This window comes from Amycolatopsis thermoflava N1165 (assembly GCF_000473265.1).
Classification (GTDB): domain Bacteria; phylum Actinomycetota; class Actinomycetes; order Mycobacteriales; family Pseudonocardiaceae; genus Amycolatopsis_E; species Amycolatopsis_E thermoflava.
Map to the genome: position 1 here is coordinate 1,693,711 of NZ_KI421511.1, position 18,672 is coordinate 1,712,382.

The 18,672-nt window shown below is 73.9% G+C and carries 21 protein-coding genes and 1 pseudogene; 11 read left to right on the forward strand and 11 right to left on the reverse strand.

Translation table 11 applies throughout. The features are described from left to right. The gene (locus AMYTH_RS0108465; protein WP_037322410.1) at positions 1 to 762 is read left to right on the forward strand and encodes an NAD(P)-binding domain-containing protein; all 762 of its coding nucleotides are present in this window, start codon (positions 1 to 3) and stop codon (positions 760 to 762) included. Positions 763 to 833: 71 nt separating this feature from the next. After that, positions 834 to 1,514, forward strand: coding sequence for a haloacid dehalogenase type II (locus tag AMYTH_RS0108470; protein ID WP_027929948.1), 681 nt, complete (start codon positions 834 to 836; stop codon positions 1,512 to 1,514). A gap of 58 nt (positions 1,515 to 1,572) precedes the next feature. On the opposite strand, the gene AMYTH_RS0108475 is transcribed toward AMYTH_RS0108470, so the two are convergent. Beyond that, on the reverse strand, positions 1,573 to 2,199 hold the full coding sequence (locus AMYTH_RS0108475) for a VOC family protein (protein WP_027929949.1): 627 nt from the start codon (positions 2,197 to 2,199) through the stop codon (positions 1,573 to 1,575). A gap of 152 nt (positions 2,200 to 2,351) precedes the next feature. Here AMYTH_RS0108475 and AMYTH_RS49475 point away from each other — a divergent pair, with 152 nt between their 5' ends. The 3 genes from AMYTH_RS49475 to AMYTH_RS0108490 all read left to right on the forward strand — a co-directional run bounded on the left by AMYTH_RS49475 (position 2,352) and on the right by AMYTH_RS0108490 (position 3,514). Beyond that, positions 2,352 to 2,627 (forward strand): alpha/beta fold hydrolase, encoded by a 276-nt coding sequence (locus AMYTH_RS49475; RefSeq protein ID WP_051362590.1) that lies wholly within the window; start codon positions 2,352 to 2,354, stop codon positions 2,625 to 2,627. A 177-nt stretch (positions 2,628 to 2,804) separates the two neighbouring features. Continuing rightward, the gene (locus tag AMYTH_RS0108485; protein WP_027929950.1) at positions 2,805 to 3,092 is read left to right on the forward strand and encodes a hypothetical protein; all 288 of its coding nucleotides are present in this window, start codon (positions 2,805 to 2,807) and stop codon (positions 3,090 to 3,092) included. Positions 3,093 to 3,118: 26 nt separating this feature from the next. Beyond that, positions 3,119 to 3,514, forward strand: a complete 396-nt coding sequence (locus AMYTH_RS0108490) for an MmcQ/YjbR family DNA-binding protein (protein WP_208722495.1) — start codon at positions 3,119 to 3,121, stop codon at positions 3,512 to 3,514. 174 nt (positions 3,515 to 3,688) lie between these two features. On the opposite strand, the gene AMYTH_RS0108495 is transcribed toward AMYTH_RS0108490, so the two are convergent. The 3 genes from AMYTH_RS0108495 to AMYTH_RS0108505 all read right to left on the reverse strand — a co-directional run bounded on the left by AMYTH_RS0108495 (position 3,689) and on the right by AMYTH_RS0108505 (position 7,972). Then, positions 3,689 to 4,723 (reverse strand): hypothetical protein, encoded by a 1,035-nt coding sequence (locus tag AMYTH_RS0108495; protein WP_228684644.1) that lies wholly within the window; start codon positions 4,721 to 4,723, stop codon positions 3,689 to 3,691. 235 nt (positions 4,724 to 4,958) lie between these two features. Beyond that, on the reverse strand, positions 4,959 to 6,419 hold the full coding sequence (gene pntB / locus AMYTH_RS0108500) for a Re/Si-specific NAD(P)(+) transhydrogenase subunit beta (RefSeq protein WP_027929951.1): 1,461 nt from the start codon (positions 6,417 to 6,419) through the stop codon (positions 4,959 to 4,961). Positions 6,420 to 6,442: 23 nt separating this feature from the next. Beyond that, entirely contained in the window at positions 6,443 to 7,972 is a 1,530-nt protein-coding gene (locus tag AMYTH_RS0108505; RefSeq protein ID WP_027929952.1) for a Re/Si-specific NAD(P)(+) transhydrogenase subunit alpha, read from the reverse strand. Positions 7,973 to 8,148: 176 nt separating this feature from the next. On the opposite strand from AMYTH_RS0108505, the gene AMYTH_RS50215 reads away from it, so the two are divergent. Next, positions 8,149 to 8,943 carry an alpha/beta hydrolase gene (locus AMYTH_RS50215; protein ID WP_037323513.1) on the forward strand — a complete coding sequence of 265 codons (795 nt, stop codon included), beginning with the start codon at positions 8,149 to 8,151 and terminating at the stop codon, positions 8,941 to 8,943. A gap of 3 nt (positions 8,944 to 8,946) precedes the next feature. Here the strand turns inward: AMYTH_RS50215 and AMYTH_RS50220 are convergent. The 5 genes and pseudogenes from AMYTH_RS50220 to AMYTH_RS0108535 all read right to left on the reverse strand — a co-directional run. Then, positions 8,947 to 9,736: pseudogene (locus tag AMYTH_RS50220) on the reverse strand (acyl-CoA dehydrogenase family protein); the annotation flags it as partial. A 65-nt stretch (positions 9,737 to 9,801) separates the two neighbouring features. Beyond that, on the reverse strand, positions 9,802 to 10,956 hold the full coding sequence (locus tag AMYTH_RS0108520) for an FAD-dependent monooxygenase (RefSeq protein ID WP_027929955.1): 1,155 nt from the start codon (positions 10,954 to 10,956) through the stop codon (positions 9,802 to 9,804). An 85-nt stretch (positions 10,957 to 11,041) separates the two neighbouring features. Further along, on the reverse strand, positions 11,042 to 11,968 hold the full coding sequence (locus tag AMYTH_RS0108525) for an LLM class flavin-dependent oxidoreductase (RefSeq protein WP_027929956.1): 927 nt from the start codon (positions 11,966 to 11,968) through the stop codon (positions 11,042 to 11,044). Beyond that, positions 11,965 to 12,621 (reverse strand): maleylpyruvate isomerase N-terminal domain-containing protein, encoded by a 657-nt coding sequence (locus AMYTH_RS0108530; RefSeq protein ID WP_027929957.1) that lies wholly within the window; start codon positions 12,619 to 12,621, stop codon positions 11,965 to 11,967. Before AMYTH_RS0108530 ends, AMYTH_RS0108525 begins: the two co-directional genes overlap by 4 nt. Positions 12,622 to 12,663: 42 nt before the next feature. Continuing rightward, positions 12,664 to 12,990 (reverse strand): DUF6223 family protein, encoded by a 327-nt coding sequence (locus AMYTH_RS0108535; RefSeq protein WP_037323515.1) that lies wholly within the window; start codon positions 12,988 to 12,990, stop codon positions 12,664 to 12,666. Between AMYTH_RS0108535 and AMYTH_RS48730 the strand changes: the two genes are divergently transcribed. The 4 genes from AMYTH_RS48730 to AMYTH_RS0108550 all read left to right on the forward strand — a co-directional run bounded on the left by AMYTH_RS48730 (position 12,989) and on the right by AMYTH_RS0108550 (position 15,470). Continuing rightward, positions 12,989 to 13,129 carry a hypothetical protein gene (locus AMYTH_RS48730; protein ID WP_157360561.1) on the forward strand — a complete coding sequence of 47 codons (141 nt, stop codon included), beginning with the start codon at positions 12,989 to 12,991 and terminating at the stop codon, positions 13,127 to 13,129. The two genes, AMYTH_RS0108535 and AMYTH_RS48730, sit on opposite strands and share 2 nt — an antisense overlap. A gap of 158 nt (positions 13,130 to 13,287) precedes the next feature. Continuing rightward, the gene (locus tag AMYTH_RS0108540) at positions 13,288 to 14,349 is read left to right on the forward strand and encodes a sensor histidine kinase (RefSeq protein ID WP_209440842.1); all 1,062 of its coding nucleotides are present in this window, start codon (positions 13,288 to 13,290) and stop codon (positions 14,347 to 14,349) included. Next, on the forward strand, positions 14,346 to 15,038 hold the full coding sequence (locus AMYTH_RS0108545; protein ID WP_027929960.1) for a response regulator: 693 nt from the start codon (positions 14,346 to 14,348) through the stop codon (positions 15,036 to 15,038). Before AMYTH_RS0108540 ends, AMYTH_RS0108545 begins: the two co-directional genes overlap by 4 nt. Positions 15,039 to 15,047: 9 nt before the next feature. Next, the gene (locus AMYTH_RS0108550; protein ID WP_037322414.1) at positions 15,048 to 15,470 is read left to right on the forward strand and encodes a nitroreductase/quinone reductase family protein; all 423 of its coding nucleotides are present in this window, start codon (positions 15,048 to 15,050) and stop codon (positions 15,468 to 15,470) included. A 145-nt stretch (positions 15,471 to 15,615) separates the two neighbouring features. On the opposite strand, the gene AMYTH_RS0108555 is transcribed toward AMYTH_RS0108550, so the two are convergent. Further along, entirely contained in the window at positions 15,616 to 16,530 is a 915-nt protein-coding gene (locus tag AMYTH_RS0108555) for a LysR family transcriptional regulator (protein ID WP_027929962.1), read from the reverse strand. Positions 16,531 to 16,653: 123 nt separating this feature from the next. Between AMYTH_RS0108555 and AMYTH_RS0108560 the strand changes: the two genes are divergently transcribed. Beyond that, on the forward strand, positions 16,654 to 18,060 hold the full coding sequence (locus tag AMYTH_RS0108560) for an MFS transporter (protein ID WP_027929963.1): 1,407 nt from the start codon (positions 16,654 to 16,656) through the stop codon (positions 18,058 to 18,060). On the opposite strand, the gene AMYTH_RS0108565 is transcribed toward AMYTH_RS0108560, so the two are convergent. Beyond that, entirely contained in the window at positions 18,020 to 18,670 is a 651-nt protein-coding gene (locus AMYTH_RS0108565; RefSeq protein ID WP_027929964.1) for an alpha/beta fold hydrolase, read from the reverse strand. The genes AMYTH_RS0108560 and AMYTH_RS0108565 overlap by 41 nt on opposite strands. Between the last annotated feature and the right edge of the window lie 2 nt (positions 18,671 to 18,672).

An 18,672-nucleotide genomic window follows, 5' to 3' on the forward strand; every position in this document is an offset into this window, starting at 1 on the left:
ATGGGATACGGGTTCGTGGGCGCGGGCGAGATCACCGCCGCGATCGTGGAGGGCCTGAGCACGGGCGAGGATCCGCCGGAGGTGTTCCTGTCGCCGCGCGGGCGCGCCGTGTCGGCCGCGCTCGCCGAGCGGTTCCCGAACGTGCGGGTGTGCGCGAGCAACCAGGAGGTGCTGGACCACGCGCCGGTGGTCGTGCTCGGGGTGCCCGCGCCGGTCGCGCCTGAAGTGCTGGCGGAACTGGCCTTCCGACCGGAGCACGTGCTGGTCAGCGCGACGTCCGGGGTGCCGGTGGAGCGGCTGCGGGCGTGGTCCGCGCCGGCAGGCGAGGTGGTCCGGTCCATCCCGCTCCCCCAGGCCACGCGGCGCCGCAGCCTGACCGTGGTGTACCCGGAGAACGCGGCGGCGCGCGAGTTGTTCACGCGCGTGGGCAGTGTGCTGGTGCCCGGCGACGAGGCGGCGCTGGAGACGTTCCTCGGCGCGACCGCGACGTTCGCCGCGCACCTGGACTACCTGGCGACCGTCGTGGACTGGATGGCCGGGCAGGGCGTCGACCACGACGCGGCGAACGCCTTCGTGACGCACGTCTTCGGCGAGCTGGGCCGGTCGCTGCTGGAACGGCCGGACTCGCTGACCGTGATGGCCGCCCGGCACACCACGCCGGGCGGCCTGAACGAGCAGTTCCGCGACGACCTGCGCGGCGACGGCATGCCGGACGCGGTGCGGCGCGCGCTCGACCGGATCCTCGCCCGCGTGCGGAAGTGACCGCCGGTTTTGACCGGCGCCCGCGGCACGGGCAAGATCGTCACCAGGCCGACTGGTGACGAGGGGGAAGTGTGTCCGGCATCCACGACATCGAGGTGGTCGTCTTCGACGTGCTCGGCACGCTCGTCGACGAGCCGTCCGGGCTGCGGGCGGCGATCCGCGAGGCGGCCCCGGCCGCCGGGGACGAACTCCTCGCCGTGTGGCAGGAGCACATCGAGGCCGAGCAGGCGCGCATCGGGCGGGGCGAACGCGCCTACGCCGGCTCCGAGGTCCTCGACGCCGAAGCCGCCCGGCTGGTGGCCGGCCGCGCGGGCCTCAGCGATCCAGCGGTGATCGCCCGGCTGGCCGGCGCGGGACAGCGGCACCCCGCCTGGCCCGACTCCGCCGCCGGTCTCGAACAGCTGTCCCGGCGGTTCCCCGTGCTCGCCCTGTCCAACGCGAGCCACGCCGCCCTGCTGCGGCTCAACGCGCACGCCGGGTTGCGCTGGCACCAGGCCCTGTCCAGCGCCGACGTGCGGGCGTACAAGCCGGCGCCGGAGATCTACCGGCACGCCGTCGACGTCGCCGGCTGCGCCCCGGACCGGGTGCTGATGGTCGCCGCCCACGCCTGGGACCTGCGCGGCGCCCAGGCGGTGGGCATGCGGACCGCCTATGTGCACCGCCCGGTCGGGGACCCGCCCGCGGAGTCCGACTCGTTCGACCTGAGGGTGGACGGGCTGGCCGGACTGGTCACCGCGCTGACCGCGAGCTGAGGGGCCTCGTCCCCGGCGGCCGCCGACCGCAGGTGCGCCGGCGGCTCGTGCAGGCACATCAGGACAGCGCCGCGGACGTGGTGGCCTCCCAGGCGAACCCGTCCGGGTCGGTGAACGAGCCGCCGTCACCGCCGATCGCGATGCGGTGCGCACCGCTGCCCTCCGGGGGCACCCCGGCGTCCTTGGCCAACGCGCGGCGGCGGTACAGGCCCAGCTTGATCGGGCCTTCCCCGGCGGCGAACTCGACGTACATGCGGGCGAAGCTCTTCGCCACGGAGAAGCCGTGGTCGGTGTAGAACTTGCGGCTCGCGGCCACGTCGGACGCGCCCAGCAGCAACACGATGTTCTGCACCTCGCGGGAGGCGGGGCGGGTGTCCTTCTTCGCCGGGGTGGCGATCTTCCAGATCGTGCCGTCCGGGGCCTGGACGACGCCGCCGCAGCCCCACATGTTCTTGGCGACCGGCTTGAGGACGGTGGCGCCGGCGTCCACCGCGGACTGGAACAGCAGCTCCACGTCGGCGGGCTGGGACACGATGAGCGAGAGGGTGAAACCGCGGAAGCCGGTGGTCTGCTCCTGGGCGGCCCGCAGGCGGAGCCGGGAGCCGAGCCCGAAGGCGGCGGTGTAGAAGCGCTCGGCGGCCGCGGTGTCGGCCACTTCCAGGGTGATGGTGTTGATCGAGGTCATGACAGGAACGGTATTCGCCGCGCCCTGACCTGCGCTTCTCGATTCCTGACCGGTTCACGGCGGGTCGCCGACGACCTCCCGCAGCCGCCCGCTCACGCCGAGCTTCGGGCAGGCGTTGTGCCTTCGCCGACGGCTCCAGCTTCGCCCGGGTCGTGCCCGAGCTGCTCGCCGCCGGCCTCGACGTGCGCGTCCGGGCCGCGCCGAACCGCAGCCTGTCCGGCGACGCCGCCTACCTCGCCTCGGTGGTCCGCGCCATCGACGGGCCGGTCGTGCTCGTCGGCCACTCCTACGGCGGCGCGGTGATCACCGGGGCCGGGGTCGAGGAGAACGTCCCGGCGCTCTGGGGCGTGGTGTCCACTTCGGACAGATCGATCAGCCCGGACGTGGAGCGGTTCGGCTACCAGCGGGCCGGCACGACGACCGTGTAGATCGACTCCTCGCACCTGGTGATGCTGTCGCACCCGGTCGAGATCGCCGGCGTCATCCGCGAGGTGGCCGCCGCCCGGTGGCGACCGCCGCGGTGGTGATGCGAGGAAATCGGCCGGAGCGTGCTTGACCGGGCTCGATGTGGGTACCCACTTCCGTCAACCCGGAAGGAGGACCCGATGTCGACGAGCGAGACCGGGCACGTCACGGGCACGCAGGACAAGGATTACAACATCATCTGGTTCGTCGAGGCCTGCCTCAGCAACGCGCTGCGCCTGGAGCAGTACATCGCCGACGCCGAGCGGGACGGCGACACCGAACTGGCCGAGTTCTTCCGCCGCGCGCAGGGCGAGAGCCGCAAGGGGGCCGAGCAGGGCAAGGCCCTGCTGCGGCAGCGCCTCGCCGGCGGGGGCACGTCGTCGGTCGACGAGACCGGCCTCGGGCCCACCGACGAGGCGGTCGGCTGACCGGCAGGCGCGCCCGGGTCCAGGACGTGCACGACCTGGCCATGGCGATGCCGCACGTCCAGCGCGTCGAAGGCACCCGGGGCAGGCCCGTCTACCAGGTCGGCGGCCGGTCGTTCGTGTTCTTCCGCAACCCGCGCCCGGACGCCGCCGACCCGGTGACCGGTGAGCGCTACCCGGACGTGATCGTGTTCTGGGTCGGCTCCGAGGCCGACAAGGAGGCCCTCGTCGCCGACGAGCGCTCACCGTTCTTCACCACGCCCCACTTCCGCGGGCACCCGTCGGTGCTGCTGCGGGAGGCCGACGTCGGCCGGCTCGGCTACGACGAGCTGGCCGAGATCGTCCAGGACGCGTGGCTGGCGCGCGCGTCGCCCCGCCGGGCCAGCGCCTGGCTCGCGGCGCACGGGCTGCCCACTCCGGACTAGGTCCGGTCCGGAGCACGTCGGCCACCTGCCGGGCCCCTCCGTGCGGCCGGCCGGCACCGCGCGGCCGAGCAGCCGGGCCGGAACCACCCCGGGCGCTGACCGTCCACAGCGGAACGGCCGCGTGCTGCCACGATTTCGTGGCGGCACGCGGCCGTTTCCGGACGGGACGAGTTGTCAGCGCTTGAGGAACTTCAGGCTGTTGGACAGCGAGTCCGACCACGGCGAGGCCAGGTCCAGCCTGCGCAGCTCGTCGGCGTGCTGGACCGCGGCCAGCTCCGCCATCAGCCGGGCGCGCATCCGGTCGTCGTGCGCGGCGTTGGCCGCCCGCAGGGCCCGGTCCAGCCGGGTCTTGCGGAACGGCGTGAACCAGGACGCGCGGGCCAGGTGCGCGGCACGGCGGGCCGCGCGGTCCCGGGTCCGGGCCAGGGCGTCGCGCTCGTCGTCGCCGAGGCCGAGGCGGGAGAGGAAGCGCTCCTTGAGCTCACGGCTGACCCGCGACCAGGTGGTGACGCGGGCGCGGGTGTGCCGCAGCTCGATGCCCAGGGCCAGGTGCAGCATGACCACACCGAGGACCGGGCCGAGCGTGACCCGCGCCAGGCCGGACACCGGGCCGGCCAGGTCGAAGGCCATGTAGCCGGATGCCGCGCACAGCGCCCACAGGATCAGCCGGGCCGGGCCCGGCTTGCCCTTGGGGCTGCGGATCTCGGCGCGCATCGCGAACCCGCACGCGATCAGCGCGACCTCGACCACGGCGAACATCGCGGCCCGCTCGTAGACGTTGGTGATCCCGAGCTTCTCCCCGAAGAAGCGCCACGAGGTGTCCACCGAGACCAGCAGCGACATGAACGCCACCAGGTAGAAGCCGCGCGACCCCTCCGGCGACTTGCGCTTCGCCGGCTTGGCCGCCTCGGCGGTCTCCGTGATCTCCCCGGTGGGCGTGTCGGTCTCGTCGCCCTGCGGCTCCGCCTCGGCAGCCGCGTCGGCTTCCTTGCGGCCGTCCAGCTCGGCCAGCATCTTCACCGACAGCCGCGGCAGGTCCCCGGTGTCGCCGAGCCCGCGCTCCTCCCGCCACTTGCCGACCTTCTCCGCGACCGCGGCACGCTCGCGCTTGGGGTTGGTGACCACGCCGTAGGTCACCAGGAAGGCCAGCACGTCGGAGGTCGACGGCTCACCCAGTGTCTCGCACGCGTACCGGATCTTCTCGTCCATGGTGTCCAACATGACCAGGCGGGCGGCGTGCGCCGCGCTGCTTATCACGTCGGTTGAAGCAGCGTGCTGGTCGCTCTCGGTTTCCATGTCGTTGTCCTTGTGGAGTTCTCGACGGTGGGGAGCGCGAACATAGCAGGTGGGTAGATCAACCGGGTGATCGGCCTTGATCTGTTACCTGCCGTTTCCCCGGCGGACCACGCGCGGCGGGTCCGCCGGGGAAGCGCTTTCGCCGTCCTCAGCTCCCGGCGCGGGCCCTGGCCCCGGCCGCGCTCGGGGCGGGCAGTGCCCGCAGCAGGTCCTCGACCCGTTCCTTCGCGTCGCCGAACAGCATGGCGGAGTTGTCGCGGAAGAAGAGCGGGTTCTGCACGCCGGCGTAGCCCGAGGACATCGACCGCTTGAACACCACGACGTTGCGGGCCTCCCACACCCGCAGCACCGGCATGCCGGCGATCGGCGAGCCGGGGTCCTCGGCCGCGGCCGGGTTCACCGTGTCGTTGGCGCCGATGACGAGGACGACGTCGGTGTCGGCGAAGTCGTCGTTGATCTCGTCCATCTCCAGCACGATGTCGTAGGGCACCTTGGCCTCGGCGAGCAGCACGTTCATGTGCCCGGGCAGGCGGCCGGCGACCGGGTGGATGCCGAACCGGACCTCGACGCCGCGTTCTCGCAGCCGCCGGGTCAGCTCGGCGACGCCGTGCTGGGCCTGCGCGACCGCCATGCCGTAGCCGGGGGTGATGATCACGCTGCTCGCGTCGGCGAGCAGTTCGGCCGCGCCGTCGGCGGTGATCTCCTTGTGCTCGCCGTAGTCGGTGTCGTCCGCCGGACCGGCTTCGATTCCGAACCCGCCCGCGATCACCGAGATGAACGAGCGGTTCATCGCCTTGCACATGATGTAGGACAGGTAGGCACCGGAGGAGCCGACCAGCGCGCCGGTGACGATGAGCAGGTTGTTCTCCAGCAGGAACCCGCTCGCGGCGGCCGCCCAGCCGGAGTAGCTGTTCAGCATGGACACCACCACCGGCATGTCACCGCCGCCGATCGAGGCGACCAGGTGCCAGCCCAGCGCGAGCGCCACCGCGGTGACCACGACGAGCAACCACAGCTGCGGGTCGATGACGAACCACACCGTCAGCGCGACGAACACCGCCAGCGCGCCGAGGTTGAGGAAGTTCTTGCCGGGCAGCATCAACGGCTTGGAGTTGATCCGCGCCGACAGCTTCAGGAACGCGACGATCGACCCGGTGAACGTCACCGCGCCGATGAACACGCCGATGAACACCTCGGCCGAGTGGATCCCGCCCAGCCCGAGCGCCGCCAGCGTCCGCGCCTCGGCCCCGTCGGGGTGCGCTTCGACCTCCAGGTAGCCGTTCCAGCCGACCAGCACCGCGGCCAGACCGACGAAGGAGTGCAGCAGCGCGATGAGCTCGGGCATGCCGGTCATCTGCACCACGCGGGCGCGCTGCAGGCCCACGGCGGCGCCGAGCACCACCGCCACCACCAGCAGCACCACGCCGAGGGTGGAGATGTCGCGGTGCACGGCCAGCGCGATGGTCGCGGCCAGCGCGACGACCATGCCGGCGATGCCGAACCCGTTGCCGGTCTTGGCGGTCTCGTGCTTGGACAGCCCCGCCAGCGCCAGGATGAACAACAACGCGGCGACCAGGTAGGCCGCCTGCGCGATCGTGTCGAGAGTCATGAGTTCAGGTCTCCTGATCGGGCTCAGCTGCGGGAGAACATCGAGAGCATGCGCCGGGTGACGGCGAACCCGCCGAAGATGTTGATCGAGGCGAGCAGGATCGCCGCGAACGCCAGCCAGGTCACCGCCCCGCCGCCGTGCCCGACCTGCAACAGCGCGCCGACCACGATGATCCCGGAGATCGCGTTGGTCACCGACATCAGCGGCGTGTGCAGCGCGTGGTGCACGTGCCCGATCACGTAGAACCCGATCACCACCGCCATCGCGAACACCGTCAGGTGGCCCTGCAACGCCGGCGGCGACGCCGCGACCAGCAGGAACAGCAAGGCGCCCGCCACCGCGACCAGCCCGATCCGGGCTGCCGGGGACAGCTTCTTCTTTTCCGGCTCCGGCTCCTTGGCGGCCGCCTTCGGCGCCGCCTGCGCCGGGGCGGCCGACACCGGCGCCGGGGGCGGCGGCCACAGCAGCTCGCCCTCGCGGACCACGGTCATCGACCGGATGACGATGTCCTCCAGGTCGAACACCGGCGTGCCGTCCTTGCCCGGCGTCACCAGCTTCATCAGGTTGACCAGGTTCGTGCCGTACAGCTGCGACGACTGCGCAGGCAACCGGCCGGGCAGGTCGGTGTAGCCGAGGATCGTCACCCCGTTGTCCGTGGTGACGGCCTTGCCGGCGACCGTGCCCTCGACGTTGCCGCCGTTGGCGGCGGCCATGTCCACGATCACGCTGCCCGGCCGCATCGAGGCGACCATGTCGGCGGTGATGATCCGCGGCGCCGGCTTCCCGGGGATGAGCGCGGTGGTGATGATGATGTCCACGTCGCGGCACTGCTCCTCGTAGAGCTGCCGCTCGCGGGCCTTGTAGTCGTCGCTCATCTCCTTGGCGTAGCCGGTCGCCGACACCTCGACGTCGGGCGCCTCGATGGACAGGTACTCCCCGCCCAGCGACTTGACCTGGTCGGCCACCTCGGGCCGCGGGTCGGTCGCGCGCACCACCGCGCCCAGGCTGCCCGCCGCGCCGATCGCGGCCAGACCGGCCACGCCCGCGCCGACGACGAGGACCTTCGCCGGGGGCACCTTGCCCGCGGCGGTGACCTGCCCGGTGAAGAACCGGCCGAACGTGTGCGCCGCCTCGACCACCGCGCGGTACCCGGCGATGTTGGCCATCGACGACAGCACGTCCAGCGACTGGGCCCGCGAGATCCGCGGCACCGCGTCCATCGCCATCGCGGTGATGGGCCGCTTCGCCAGGTCGTCGACCAGCTCCTTGTTCAGGGCCGGGGCCAGCAGGCTGATCAGCGTCGCGCCCGGCTTCATCGCGTCCAGCTGCTCCTTGGCCGGCGCGTTCACCCCCAGGACGATCTCCGCCTGCACGGCGTTCCCGATGGAGGCGCCGGCTTCGGCGTACGCCTCGTCGGAGAAGCTCGCCAGCTCCCCGGCGCCCGGCTCCACCACGACCTCGTACCCCAGCTTGAGCAGCTGAGCCACCGTCGCGGGCGTCGCGGCCACCCTGGTTTCGCCGGGGGTGGCCTCCTTCAGCACTCCGACCAGCATCGAATCACCTCGTCCACGGTTGGACGACGAACGCCGGGTGTCGTACGTCGACGTACTCCTGGTCGCGCTCCCCCGTGGCCGACCCCGGTCGGGGAGCGCGCGATCATATTCGCAGCCTTTTTAACACGATGGCCCGATTCTGCCGGTGACTGCGGCCACATGGGGATGATGGGGTGGTGCGCGGGCGGCTGTTGATCGGCGCCGCGGTGGTCGTCATCATCGTGGCGGTGGTGTTCGGCAGCGCCTTCGCCTTCCAGCGCAGGCTCATCTACCTGCCCTCCGGCGGCCCGGTCCCGTCCGCGGCGGAGGTCCTCCCGGGCGGCCGGGACGTCGCGCTGCGCACCGCGGACGGGCTGACTCTCACCTCCTGGTACTTCCCGGTCGCCGCGCCGCGCGCGGCGGTGCTGGTGGCCCCGGGCAACGCCGGCAACCGGTCGCTGCGCGCGCCGCTCGCCCGGGCCCTGCACGCGGCGGGTGTGGCGACCCTGCTGCTGGACTACCGCGGGTACGGCGGCAACCCGGGCTCGCCGACCGAGGCGGGGCTCGCGCTGGACGTGCGCGCGGCCCGCGAGTTCCTGGCCGCGCAGGCGCGGGTGCCGCTGGTCTACTTCGGCGAGAGCCTGGGCGCGGCGGTGGTGGCCGGGCTCGCCGTGGACTTCCCGCCTGCCGCGCTGGTGCTGCGCTCGCCGTTCACCGACCTCGCCGCGGTCGCCCGGCGGCACTACCCGTTCCTGCCGGTGCGGCTGTTGCTGCTGGACACCTTCCCGGTCGCCGACCAGGTGGCGCGGGTGCCCGCGCCGGTCACCGTGGTCTACGGCGGCGCCGACTCGATCGTGCCGCCGGAGCAGAGCCGGGCCGTCGCGGCGGCCGCCGGCGGGCGGGCGGTCGAGGTGCCCGGCGCGGACCACAACGACCCGGTGCTGCTGGACGGCCCCGCCGTGATCGCCGCGATCACCGCGGCGGCCGGCTGACCAGCGGAACGCGGCCTGCCCGGTCATCGCCTGGCCGACGACCAGCGTGTGCATCTCGACCGTGCCCTCGTGGGTGAGCACCGATTCGAGGTTGTTGGCGTGCCGGATGACCGGGGTACTCCAGGGAGATCCCGTTCGCGCCGAGGATCGTGCGCGCGGCGCGGCAGATCTCCAGCGCCTCCCGCGCGTTGTTGAGCTTGCCCAGGCTGACCTGCTCCGGGCGCAGCTCACCGGCGTCCTCGCGGCGGCCGAGGTGCAGCGTCTGCTGGATCAGCTGGAACCCGGCGATCGGACGGCCGAACTGGACCCGGTCGCCGGCGTGAGACAGCGCGGCGGCCAGCGCCGAGCGGGCCCCAGATGATCCCGTACCGGGCTTCGTTTAGGCAGCTCAGCGGACCTTTCAGGCCGGTGACGCCGGGCAGCACCCCGTCCGCGGGCAGGCGGACGGGGTGCTGCTCGCGGACGGGGTGCTGCCCGGCCTTCTGCTCCGCCGACCCCCACCGCCACAGGGTGAACATCGCCAGCGAGCCCTGCACCGACACCAGGCAGCGGATGCCGGAGTCGGCCGCCTCCAGCTCCAGGCAGGCCAGGCCGTACTCGGTGGCGGACATGCCGGCGCAGCCGTAGCCCTCCAGGTGCATCCCGAGCACGCCGAGCGCGCCCAGCTCCTTGGCCAGGCCGCGGACGTCGTCGATGCGGCCGCGTTCGGACCAGCCCGCGACGTGCGGTTCGATGCGCTCGGCGCACAGCTGCCGCACGGCGGAGCGGACGGCCTTCTCCTCGGGGTGAGCACCTCGTCGATGCCGGCCGGGTCGAGCGGGGCGAACGGCGGCGGTGGGGAGTTCCATCGCCGCGTCCTCACACGCCGGGCCGGTCCCCGACGCGGACGTCGTGCCCGAAGAGCCAGCTCAGCGCGTCCAGGCTCATGATCGCGCCACCGGCCAGCGCCTCGTCGCGGCGGGCCTGCTCCGGGCCGTCGGGCAGGTGGTAGCTGACGTTGTTGCCCCACGACTGGCGCTGGATGCGGGCGGTCCGGTCGAGCCGCCGCGCCTCGTACCGCTGGAGGGCCTCCGCGGGCCCGGCCGTGGCGAGGGATGCGGCGAGCACCGCCGCGTCCTCGATGGCCTGGGCGGCGCCCTGGGCCAGGAACGGCAGCATCGGGTGGCACGCGTCGCCGACGAGCGTGGTCGTCGGCGTGGACCAGCGGGGCAGCGGTTCGCGGTCGTGCAGGCCCCAGCGGTAGACCGGTTCGGTGACGCGGTCGAGGATCTTGCGCACCTCGGGTGACCAGCCGTCGAAGTGCTCGCGCAGGCGTGTCACGTCGCCCGGCGCGGTCCACGATTCGTCCGGCCAGTCGTCGGCGGGCGCGACGCAGACGACATTGAGCAGGCGGGCGCCGCGGCCGACCGGGTAGGCCACGAGGTGCCGTCCCGGGCCGAGCCAGATCCGCACGACCGGCTCGGTGTCGTTGGGCAGCAGGGCCCGGTAGGCGCACATGCCGGAGAACCGCGGCGCGGTTTCCGGCACGGTGCTGGTGCGGACGGCGGAGTGGATGCCGTCGGCGCCGACCACCACGTCCGCGGTTTCGGTGGCGCCGTCGGCGAAGCGCACCGTCCGGCCGTCCTCGACGGCCGCCACCTGACGGCCGAAGGACACCGTGCCCGCGGGGATCGCCGCGGCGAGCGCGGCGATGAGGTCCGGGCGGTAGAGCGTGTAGTAGGGCGCGCCGAACCGGGCGCGCACCTGCCCGGCGAGCGGCCACTCGGTGAGGACGGAATCGTCCGCCCAGCGCAGGAAGCGAGTGGCCACCGGTTCGACGGCCGTGTCCCGCAACGCTTCCCCGAGGCCGAGGCTGTCCAGCACCCTGGTGGCGTTCGGTCCCAACTGGACACCCGCGCCGATCTCCCCGAACCCGGCGGCCCGCTCGACGACCCGCACGTCCAGCCCGGCCCGCACGAGCGCGAGCGCGGTGGTCAGCCCGCCGATGCCACCCCCGGCGACGATGATGCGCACGCCCATCTCCCCCTTCGATGCGGCGACCTGCCCACGCTAGCGGCGCGCGCCGGGGAAGTGCAGCGCCATTCGGCCGTAAGGGCTGTCAGAGAGCCGTCGCCAGCGTGTCGAGCGCGGCCAAGCGGTCGTCTCCCACCGGGATCAGCACCACCGAGTCCGCGCCGAGGCCGGCGATCCGCCGCCGCACGGCGTCCGCGGGACCGGCCAGCGTCAGCGCGTCCACCCACTCCCCCGGCAACGCCGCCGCGAACGAGTCGCCGTCCTGGTGCCGCGCACGCAGCGCACGCAGCTCGGCGGCGAACGGCAGCGGGTCCACGTGCGCGGACAGCTCGGGATCCCCGATGGCGGCGAGCAGCGGCCGCACCCGGGCGCGGGCCGCCTCGGCGTCCGGGGCCACCACCGCGTGCCCGAACACCACTACCCGCGCTTGCGGCGGCAGGATCCGCCGGGCCGCGGCGATGTACTCGGCGGGCGCCGGTTCGGCCAGGATCACGCCGTCCAGCTCGGCCCCGGCCACGGCGAGCGACTTCGGGCCGCGCACCCCGGCGAGCACCGGCGGGACGGTCTCCGGAGCCGTCTCCAGTCCGGCGCCGTCGAGCCGCACGTACCGGCCCTCGGCCCGGACCCGCTCCCCGCGCAGCAACCCCGTCAGCGCCCGCGCGTACTCGGCGAACAACGTCAGCGGGCTCGCCGGCCACGCCCCCACCTGGCGCATCCACCCCGGCACCCCGTGCCCGATGCCGGCGACGAGCCGGCCGGGGTGGAGCCGCGCCAGCGTCGCCAGTTCCATCGCGGTGAAGGCGACGTTGCGCGCCCCGGCAGGCAGGATGCCGATCCCCACGCGGATCCGGGACGTCACCGCCAGCACCGTCGCCGCCTGCGCGATCCCGCCGTGGAAGCCGAGGTCCTCCACGATCCACACCTCGCCGAAGCCGAGTTCCTCGGCCCGCCGGGCGAACGGCACGATCTCCGCCGCCGCGAGATCCCGCGGCAGCATCACCCCGGCCGTCATCCGAGCACGAACGGGAGTCGCGCGGCCAGCGGCCCCAGCGCCGCCCGCTCGGCCTCGGTGGGAGCCCGCCGCCCGGTGCCGACCAGGAGCGCGTCCGTGTCGGAGAACGATTCGGGGAACGGCGCCCCCGCGATCTTCTCCAGCATTTCGCGTGACGCGGCGAGGCCCTCCGCGGGCGGCCCGGCCACGGACGGCAGGTGCGCCACCAGGTCGAGGTGGTGCAGCGTCCACTCCATGACGTAGGTGGACAGGTAGGCGGCCACGGTGAGGACCTGGTCGCGCGTCCGCACCCGCGTCGACGGGTCGGCCAGCTCCGCGGCGCGCCCGGCCGCGGAGCCGACGTCGTCGAGGTGGAACTTCAGCAGCCACGGCTCCCCGTAGGCCGCGGCCAGCCGCACGGTCAGCGCGTCGAGCGGGTCCTCACCGGTCGGCGGCTCGTCGCTGACCTCCCAGTAGGTCAGCTCGTCCCGGGTCGGCTCCTCGTCCGCCGGGGTGACGAGCGTGATGAGCACGTCCTGCGCGTCGATGACCAGGTGGCACACCAGGTCCCGCACCAGCCAGCCGGCGCAGCCGGACGGACGGGCGAGGTCGTCGTCGGCGAGTCCGGCGACCGCGGTCCGCAGCGCCGCCCACGAGCGTGAGAAGAGATCCACGCTTCGCAAGCTAACAGCGCCCGCCCGCCCGGGCGACCGGTTTCAGGCACGGGCACGGGCGCGGGCGAGCCCGAGCCCGCCCAGCGCGGCGGCGACCAGCCCGATGGCCAGGGCCGCGAACCCGCCGACGATGCCGTACCCGGTGCCCGGGCCGCCCTCGGCCATCGCCACCACGATCCCGCCGGCCGCCATGCCGGCCACGCCGGTGGCCAGTGCCGCGGTGGCGCCCCGCCGCCGGTGCCGGGCCACCGCGAGCGCTCCGGCGACCACCCCGGCCAGCGCCACCAGTGCGGCGACTGCTCCGACGAGCCGTCCGGTGGTGAGCGTTCCGGCGTCGACGGACTGGGCGAGCGTGTACTGGACGATCATGGCGAACTCCTTCTGCCGCAACGGTTTTTCCGACACCGTGATCCTGCGCCGGATCACGCCGCCGGTCGTCCGGCAGGCGCAGGCAATCCGCGCTGCCGCCGGCGCCGCAGGAACAGCGGAAGTACTGCGCCCGCGGTAGTGGCGGGATGCTGCGCGCGCAGGACTCGCCCGCGCCACGATCCGGCTAGGGTTTCGGGCATGAGCCGCGCCGGGAACTGGATGATGCGCGCCGGCAACGGGACGATCCGCGCCGGGGGCGGGACGATCCGTGCCGGGGATTGGGCGATCGGCGCCGGGATGGCGGCGATCCTCCTGGTGACCGCGCTGTCGGCGCCCGCCCCGGCTCTCGCCCCGCTGGGCTACGCGCTGCTGGCCGCCGGTGGTCTGGCACTGGCCGCGCACCGCCGGGCGCCGGTGGCCGTGCTGGCGGCGGCCGGGCTGAGCGCGCTGGGCGCCCAGGCGATCGGGGTCGACGTGCCGGCGCTGGCCTACCTGTTCGCGGTGTCCGCCGCCGTCCGCGCCGGGCGGCGGCTCGTCGCGGTGGCCGCCACCGTGGTCATGCTGGCCGCGCTGCCGTTCGTGCTGCTGATCTCGCACGAGGAGACCGTCGGCGCGGCGTTCGCCCACTCCCGGGACGTGCTCCAGCTGGCGTGGCTGGTCGCCGCGGGTGCGGCGGGCGAGGCGGTGCGGCAGGCCGAGCGCCGGGCGGACGAGGCCGAGCGCACCAGGGAGGAGACCGCGCGGCGCCGCGCCGACGAGGAGCGCCTGCACATCGCCCGCGAGCTGCACGATTCGCTCACCCACCAGATCTCCGTCATCAAGGTGCAGGCCGAGGTCGCCGTGCACCTCGCCCGTAAGCGCGGCGACGAGGTGCCCGAATCGCTGCTGGCGATCCGCGACGCCGGCCGGGAGGCGGCCCGCGAGCTGCGGGCGACCCTGGAGGCGCTGCGCGACGACGACACCAGCCCGCCGCGCGGGCTGGACGACGTCCCGGAACTGGTGCGGCGCGCGCGGTCCACCGGCCTGGAGACGACGCTGACGATCGACGGCGAACGCGACGAAATCCCCGCCGCCGTGCAGCGCACCGCCTACCGGATCGTCCAGGAATCGCTGACCAACGTGGCCCGGCACGCCCGCGCCGCCGGCGCGTCGGTCCACATCGGATACCGGCCCGGCGCGGTCGAGATCCGCGTGGACGACGACGGAACGGCCACAGTGGACGCCCCGCCGTCGCCCGGGGTCGGGCTGCTCGGCATGCGGGAGCGGGTCACCGCGCTCGGCGGCCGCCTCGTCGCCGCGCCCCGGGACGACGGCGGGTTCCGCGTCCACGCCGAACTGCCCGTGGAGCGGGTGCCGTGATCCGCGTTCTGCTGGTGGACGACCAGCCGCTCATCCGCAGCGGGTTCCGCGCGCTGCTGGACAACGAGGACGACATCGAGGTGGTGGCCGAGGCCGCCGACGGCGCGGCCGGAGTCGAGCTCGCCCGCGAGCACGTGCCGGACATCGCGCTCGTCGACGTCCAGATGCCGGTCGTGGACGGCATCGAAGCCACCCGCCGGATCGCCGCGGACCCGGCGCTGGCGGCGGTGCACGTGGTCATCCTGACCAACTACGGCCTGGACGAGTACGTGTTCGACGCGCTGCGCGCCGGTGCCGCCGGGTTCCTGGTCAAGGACATCCAGCCGGAGGACTTCCTGCACGCCGTGCGGGTCGCCGCCCGCGGTGACGCGCTGCTGGCCCCGTCGATCACCCGCAAGCTGATCGACCGGTACGTCAGCCGCCCGCTGCACCCCGGCCCCGGCCTCGGCGAGCTGACCAACCGCGAGCGCGAGGCGGTGGCGCTGGTCGCGCAGGGACTGTCCAACGACGAGATCGCCGAGCGCATGGTGATCAGCCCGCTGACCGCGAAGACGCACGTCAACCGCGCGATGACCAAGCTGCACGCGCGCGACCGCGCGCAACTGGTGGTGCTCGCCTACGAGTCCGGGCTGGTCGCGCCCGCGAACCGGTCAGGAATCGAGAAGCACCGGCCCGCACCGCGGGGTTGACTGTCCGGCATGGCGAGCAAGCTCTCACTCTGGTTCCAGCGGCGCATGAACGCCCGCACCGTCACGCGCATCCGCCGCAAGGGCGGCCGGATGATGGGCATGGAGGTCCTGATCCTGCACACCACCGGCCGCCGCAGCGGGCAGCCTCGGGAGAGGCCGGTGACCTGGTTCGCCGACGGCGACGACTGGCTGCTCGTCGCCTCCGGCGGCGGCAATCGGAACCCGGACTGGTATGCGAACCTGATGGCGCACCCGGACCGGGCGGCGATCGAGCTGTCCGGTCCGGACCGGGTGCCGGTGAAGCCGCAGCGGCTCGAGGGGGCCGACCGAGCCCGGGCGTGGCAGCGCATCGTCGCGGCGCAGCCGCGCTACGACAAGTACCAGCGCAAGAGCGACCGCGAGTACCCGGTGGTCCGGCTGACCCGGCGGTGACCGCCTGGAGTCTCCGGCCATGGCCACCCCTCCCGGTGATCGTCGTGCCGGCCTGCTGCGCGCGGCGCGGCGCTGCTTCGCCCGCTACGGCTGAACGGAATTCCCGTCCGAGGAAAGCGAAACGGTGCGGTCGCGGCCGAGGTGATCAAGCCGGTGCTGACGTTCGGTTGACCGCGTCCCGGATGGTGCCGCGGAGCCAGCGGTGCGCGGGGTCGGCGTCCAGCCGCGCGTGCCACTGCAGGTGCACCTCCAGCTCCGGCAACTCCGCCGCGACCGGGAACCACCGCAGGCCCAGCGCCCCGCCGTACTGGGCGGCCAGCCGCTGCGGCACCAGCCCGACGTAGCCGCTCGACGAAACCAGCAACGCGGCCACCGCGAAGGTCGGCACCACCGCGGCGACGTGCCGCCGCAGTCCGGCGGCGTCGAGCAGCTCGTCGAGGGGCCCGCGCGCCCGGCCGCGGCGGGACGCCGACACGTGCGGGTGACGGCACAGCTGGGCCAGCGTCGGACGGCGGTGCCGCCCCAGCGGGCTGTCCGCCCGCACGATGCCGACCAGCCGTTCGCGGTACAGCACGGCCGTCCGGATGTCCGGCGCCGCCGCCTCCGCCACCCCGATGTCCAGGTCCACCGAGCCGTCGCGCAGGGCCTCGGCGCTCTCGCTGCCCTCCGCGACGAACCGGAGCGTCACCCCGGGCGCGACCGCGGACGCCGCCTCCACCGCGGCCGCCGCCAGTGTGGCCGCCACCCCGTCGTTGATGCGGATCGTGAAGGTCCGTTCCAGCTCCGCGAGCCGCACCTCGCGGTCGGCGCTGATCAACGCCGCCGCCTCCTCCAGAAGCGACCGCACCCGGGGCGCGGTGCGGAGCGCGAACGGCGTCGGCGCCATCCCGCGGCCCGCGCGCACCAGGATCGGGTCGTCCATCGCCCGCCGCAGCCTCCCGAGCGCGCGGCTGGTGGCCGGGATGGACAGGTGCAGCCGCTCGGCCGCCGCCGTCACGCTGCCCTCCCGGAGGAGGGCGTCGAACACCCGCAGCAGGTTCAGATCGAGCTGCTCGGCCACAGTTGCATGGTACGCAAAGTTTCCTTGTCAAAGTTGCGTGGCAGGCAGCCCACGCGAATCCCTAGCGTCCGTGTCATGCCACAAGTTCTCACCCGGGTTTCGCACCGGGGTCTGCTCACCGTGATGTGCGCGTGCGTCGTCCTCGTCGTCGGCATGGTCGCCGCGGTCAACCTGGCCGTGCCGATGCTCGCCGCGAGCGCCCTGCGGCCGTCGGCCTCGGCGCTGGTCTGGATCGTCGACACCTACGTCGTCTTCTTCGCCTGCCTGGTGATCCCCGGCGGCGCGGCGGGCGACCGCTTCGGCCGCAAGGGCGTGCTGCTCGCCGGCCTGGCCCTGTTCGCGGCGGGCGGACTGCTCTCCGCCATCGCGCCGGGCATCCCGCTCCTGCTCGCCGGGCGCGCGGTCACCGGGATCGGCGCGGCCGCCGTGCTGCCCAACACCCTCGCCGTGCTGCTGCATGCCGTCCCGGCCGACCGGACGGGCCCGGTCATCGCCGCCTGGGCGTCGATGACCGGCATCGGCGGGGTGATCGGCAACGCGGGCGGCGGCGCGATCCTGACCGGCGGGTCGTGGCGCTGGCTGTTCGCCGCCGCGGTGCCGATCGCGGTGGTCCTGGCCGCGCTCGTGGCCCGGATCGCGCCGGTGTCGGCGCGCCACGACCGCCGCCTCGACGTGCCGGGCGCGGTGCTGCTGGTCGCCGCTTCGGTGGCGCTGCTGCTGGGCATCGTGCAGGGCCCGGAGGCCGGCTGGGGCAGCCCAGTGGTGATCGGCGGGTTCGTCTGCTCCGCCGTGTTGTTCGCGGTGTGGACGGTCGTCGAGCTGAAGGTCCGGCACCCACTGCTGGATCCCCGGCTGTTCCGGATCGCCGGCCTGCGCAGCGCGTGCCTGGGCATGACGGCGATCTTCTTCGGCATGTTCGCGTTGTTCTACGTCAACGCGTCGTTCCTGCAGTACGGCAAGGGGTTCGGCGTGCTGTGGACCGGCCTCGGGGTCATCCCGCTGACCGTGCCGATCATCTTGGGCGCGCGGCACGTCAGCCGGCTGACGGCGCGGATCGGGCTCACCGCCGTGACCGCGCTCGCGTTCGCCTTCGTCGGCGCCGGCCTCCTCGGACTGTCCACGAGCGACACCGCCATCCCGTACACGCTGTACGCGGCCTGGCTCGTCGTGACCGGGATCGGCGTGACGCTGGCGCTGCCGACGCTGTCCGGGGTGATCGCCGGTTCGCTGCCCGCCGCGCAGGCCGGGGTCGCGACCGGGCTGCAGGCCACCACCCGCGAGTTCGGCAGCGCACTGGGCGTCGCCGTCATCGGCACGGTGCTCACGTCACAGTTCAGCGCCGCGCTCCCCGAGGACGCGCGCGGCGCGCACACCGTCGCCGAGGCGCTCACCCGCGCCCCGGCCCACCAGGTGATCCCGGCGTTCGTGTCCGGCGCGGACACCGGGCTGCGGGTGCTCGGCGCCGCCGTGCTCGTCCTCGGGGCGCTGGTCATCGTGCAGGGGCGAGGAACGCGAGCGCCGCGTCCTTGAACCTGCGGCTGGACACCGCGTTGAAGTGGGTGCGCCGTCCGAGCGACACGAACGGCGCACCCAGCGACGCCGCGAACTCCGGCGCGTCCGCGGCGATCTCGTCCTGCTCACCGGCGGCGAACAACACGGGCACCGGCGGCGGGCCGTCGAGCCGGTGGCCGGCCATCCCGTCGACGCAGGCGTCCAGGTCGCCGCCGGACAGCGCCTCGCGCACGCGCTCCATCGACTCGCGGGCGATGGGGCGCCCGCCGATGCCGCCGAGCACCATCCGGCCGATCCGTCCCGGGGCGAGCCGCGCCAGCTCCCACCCGACCAGACCGCCCATCGAGTACGTCACGGCATCCACAGTGGACAACCCGGCCTCGTCGAGCACGGCGAGGACGTCCCGCGCCAGGCCGCCGGGCGCATACCCGGAGGCCGGCTTGCCGCTCTGCCCGTGCCCGCGCAGGTCCACGGCCACGTGCCCGGCCCCGGCCAGCGCCCGCACCCAGCCGGTCTGCTCCCAGGTGCGGGCGCTGTCCGAGGCGAAGCCGTGGATCAGCAGCACCGGCCGCGCCCCGGGCGCGTGGTCGAACCAGATCTTGGTGCCGTCTGCGGCGGTGGCGAACACGC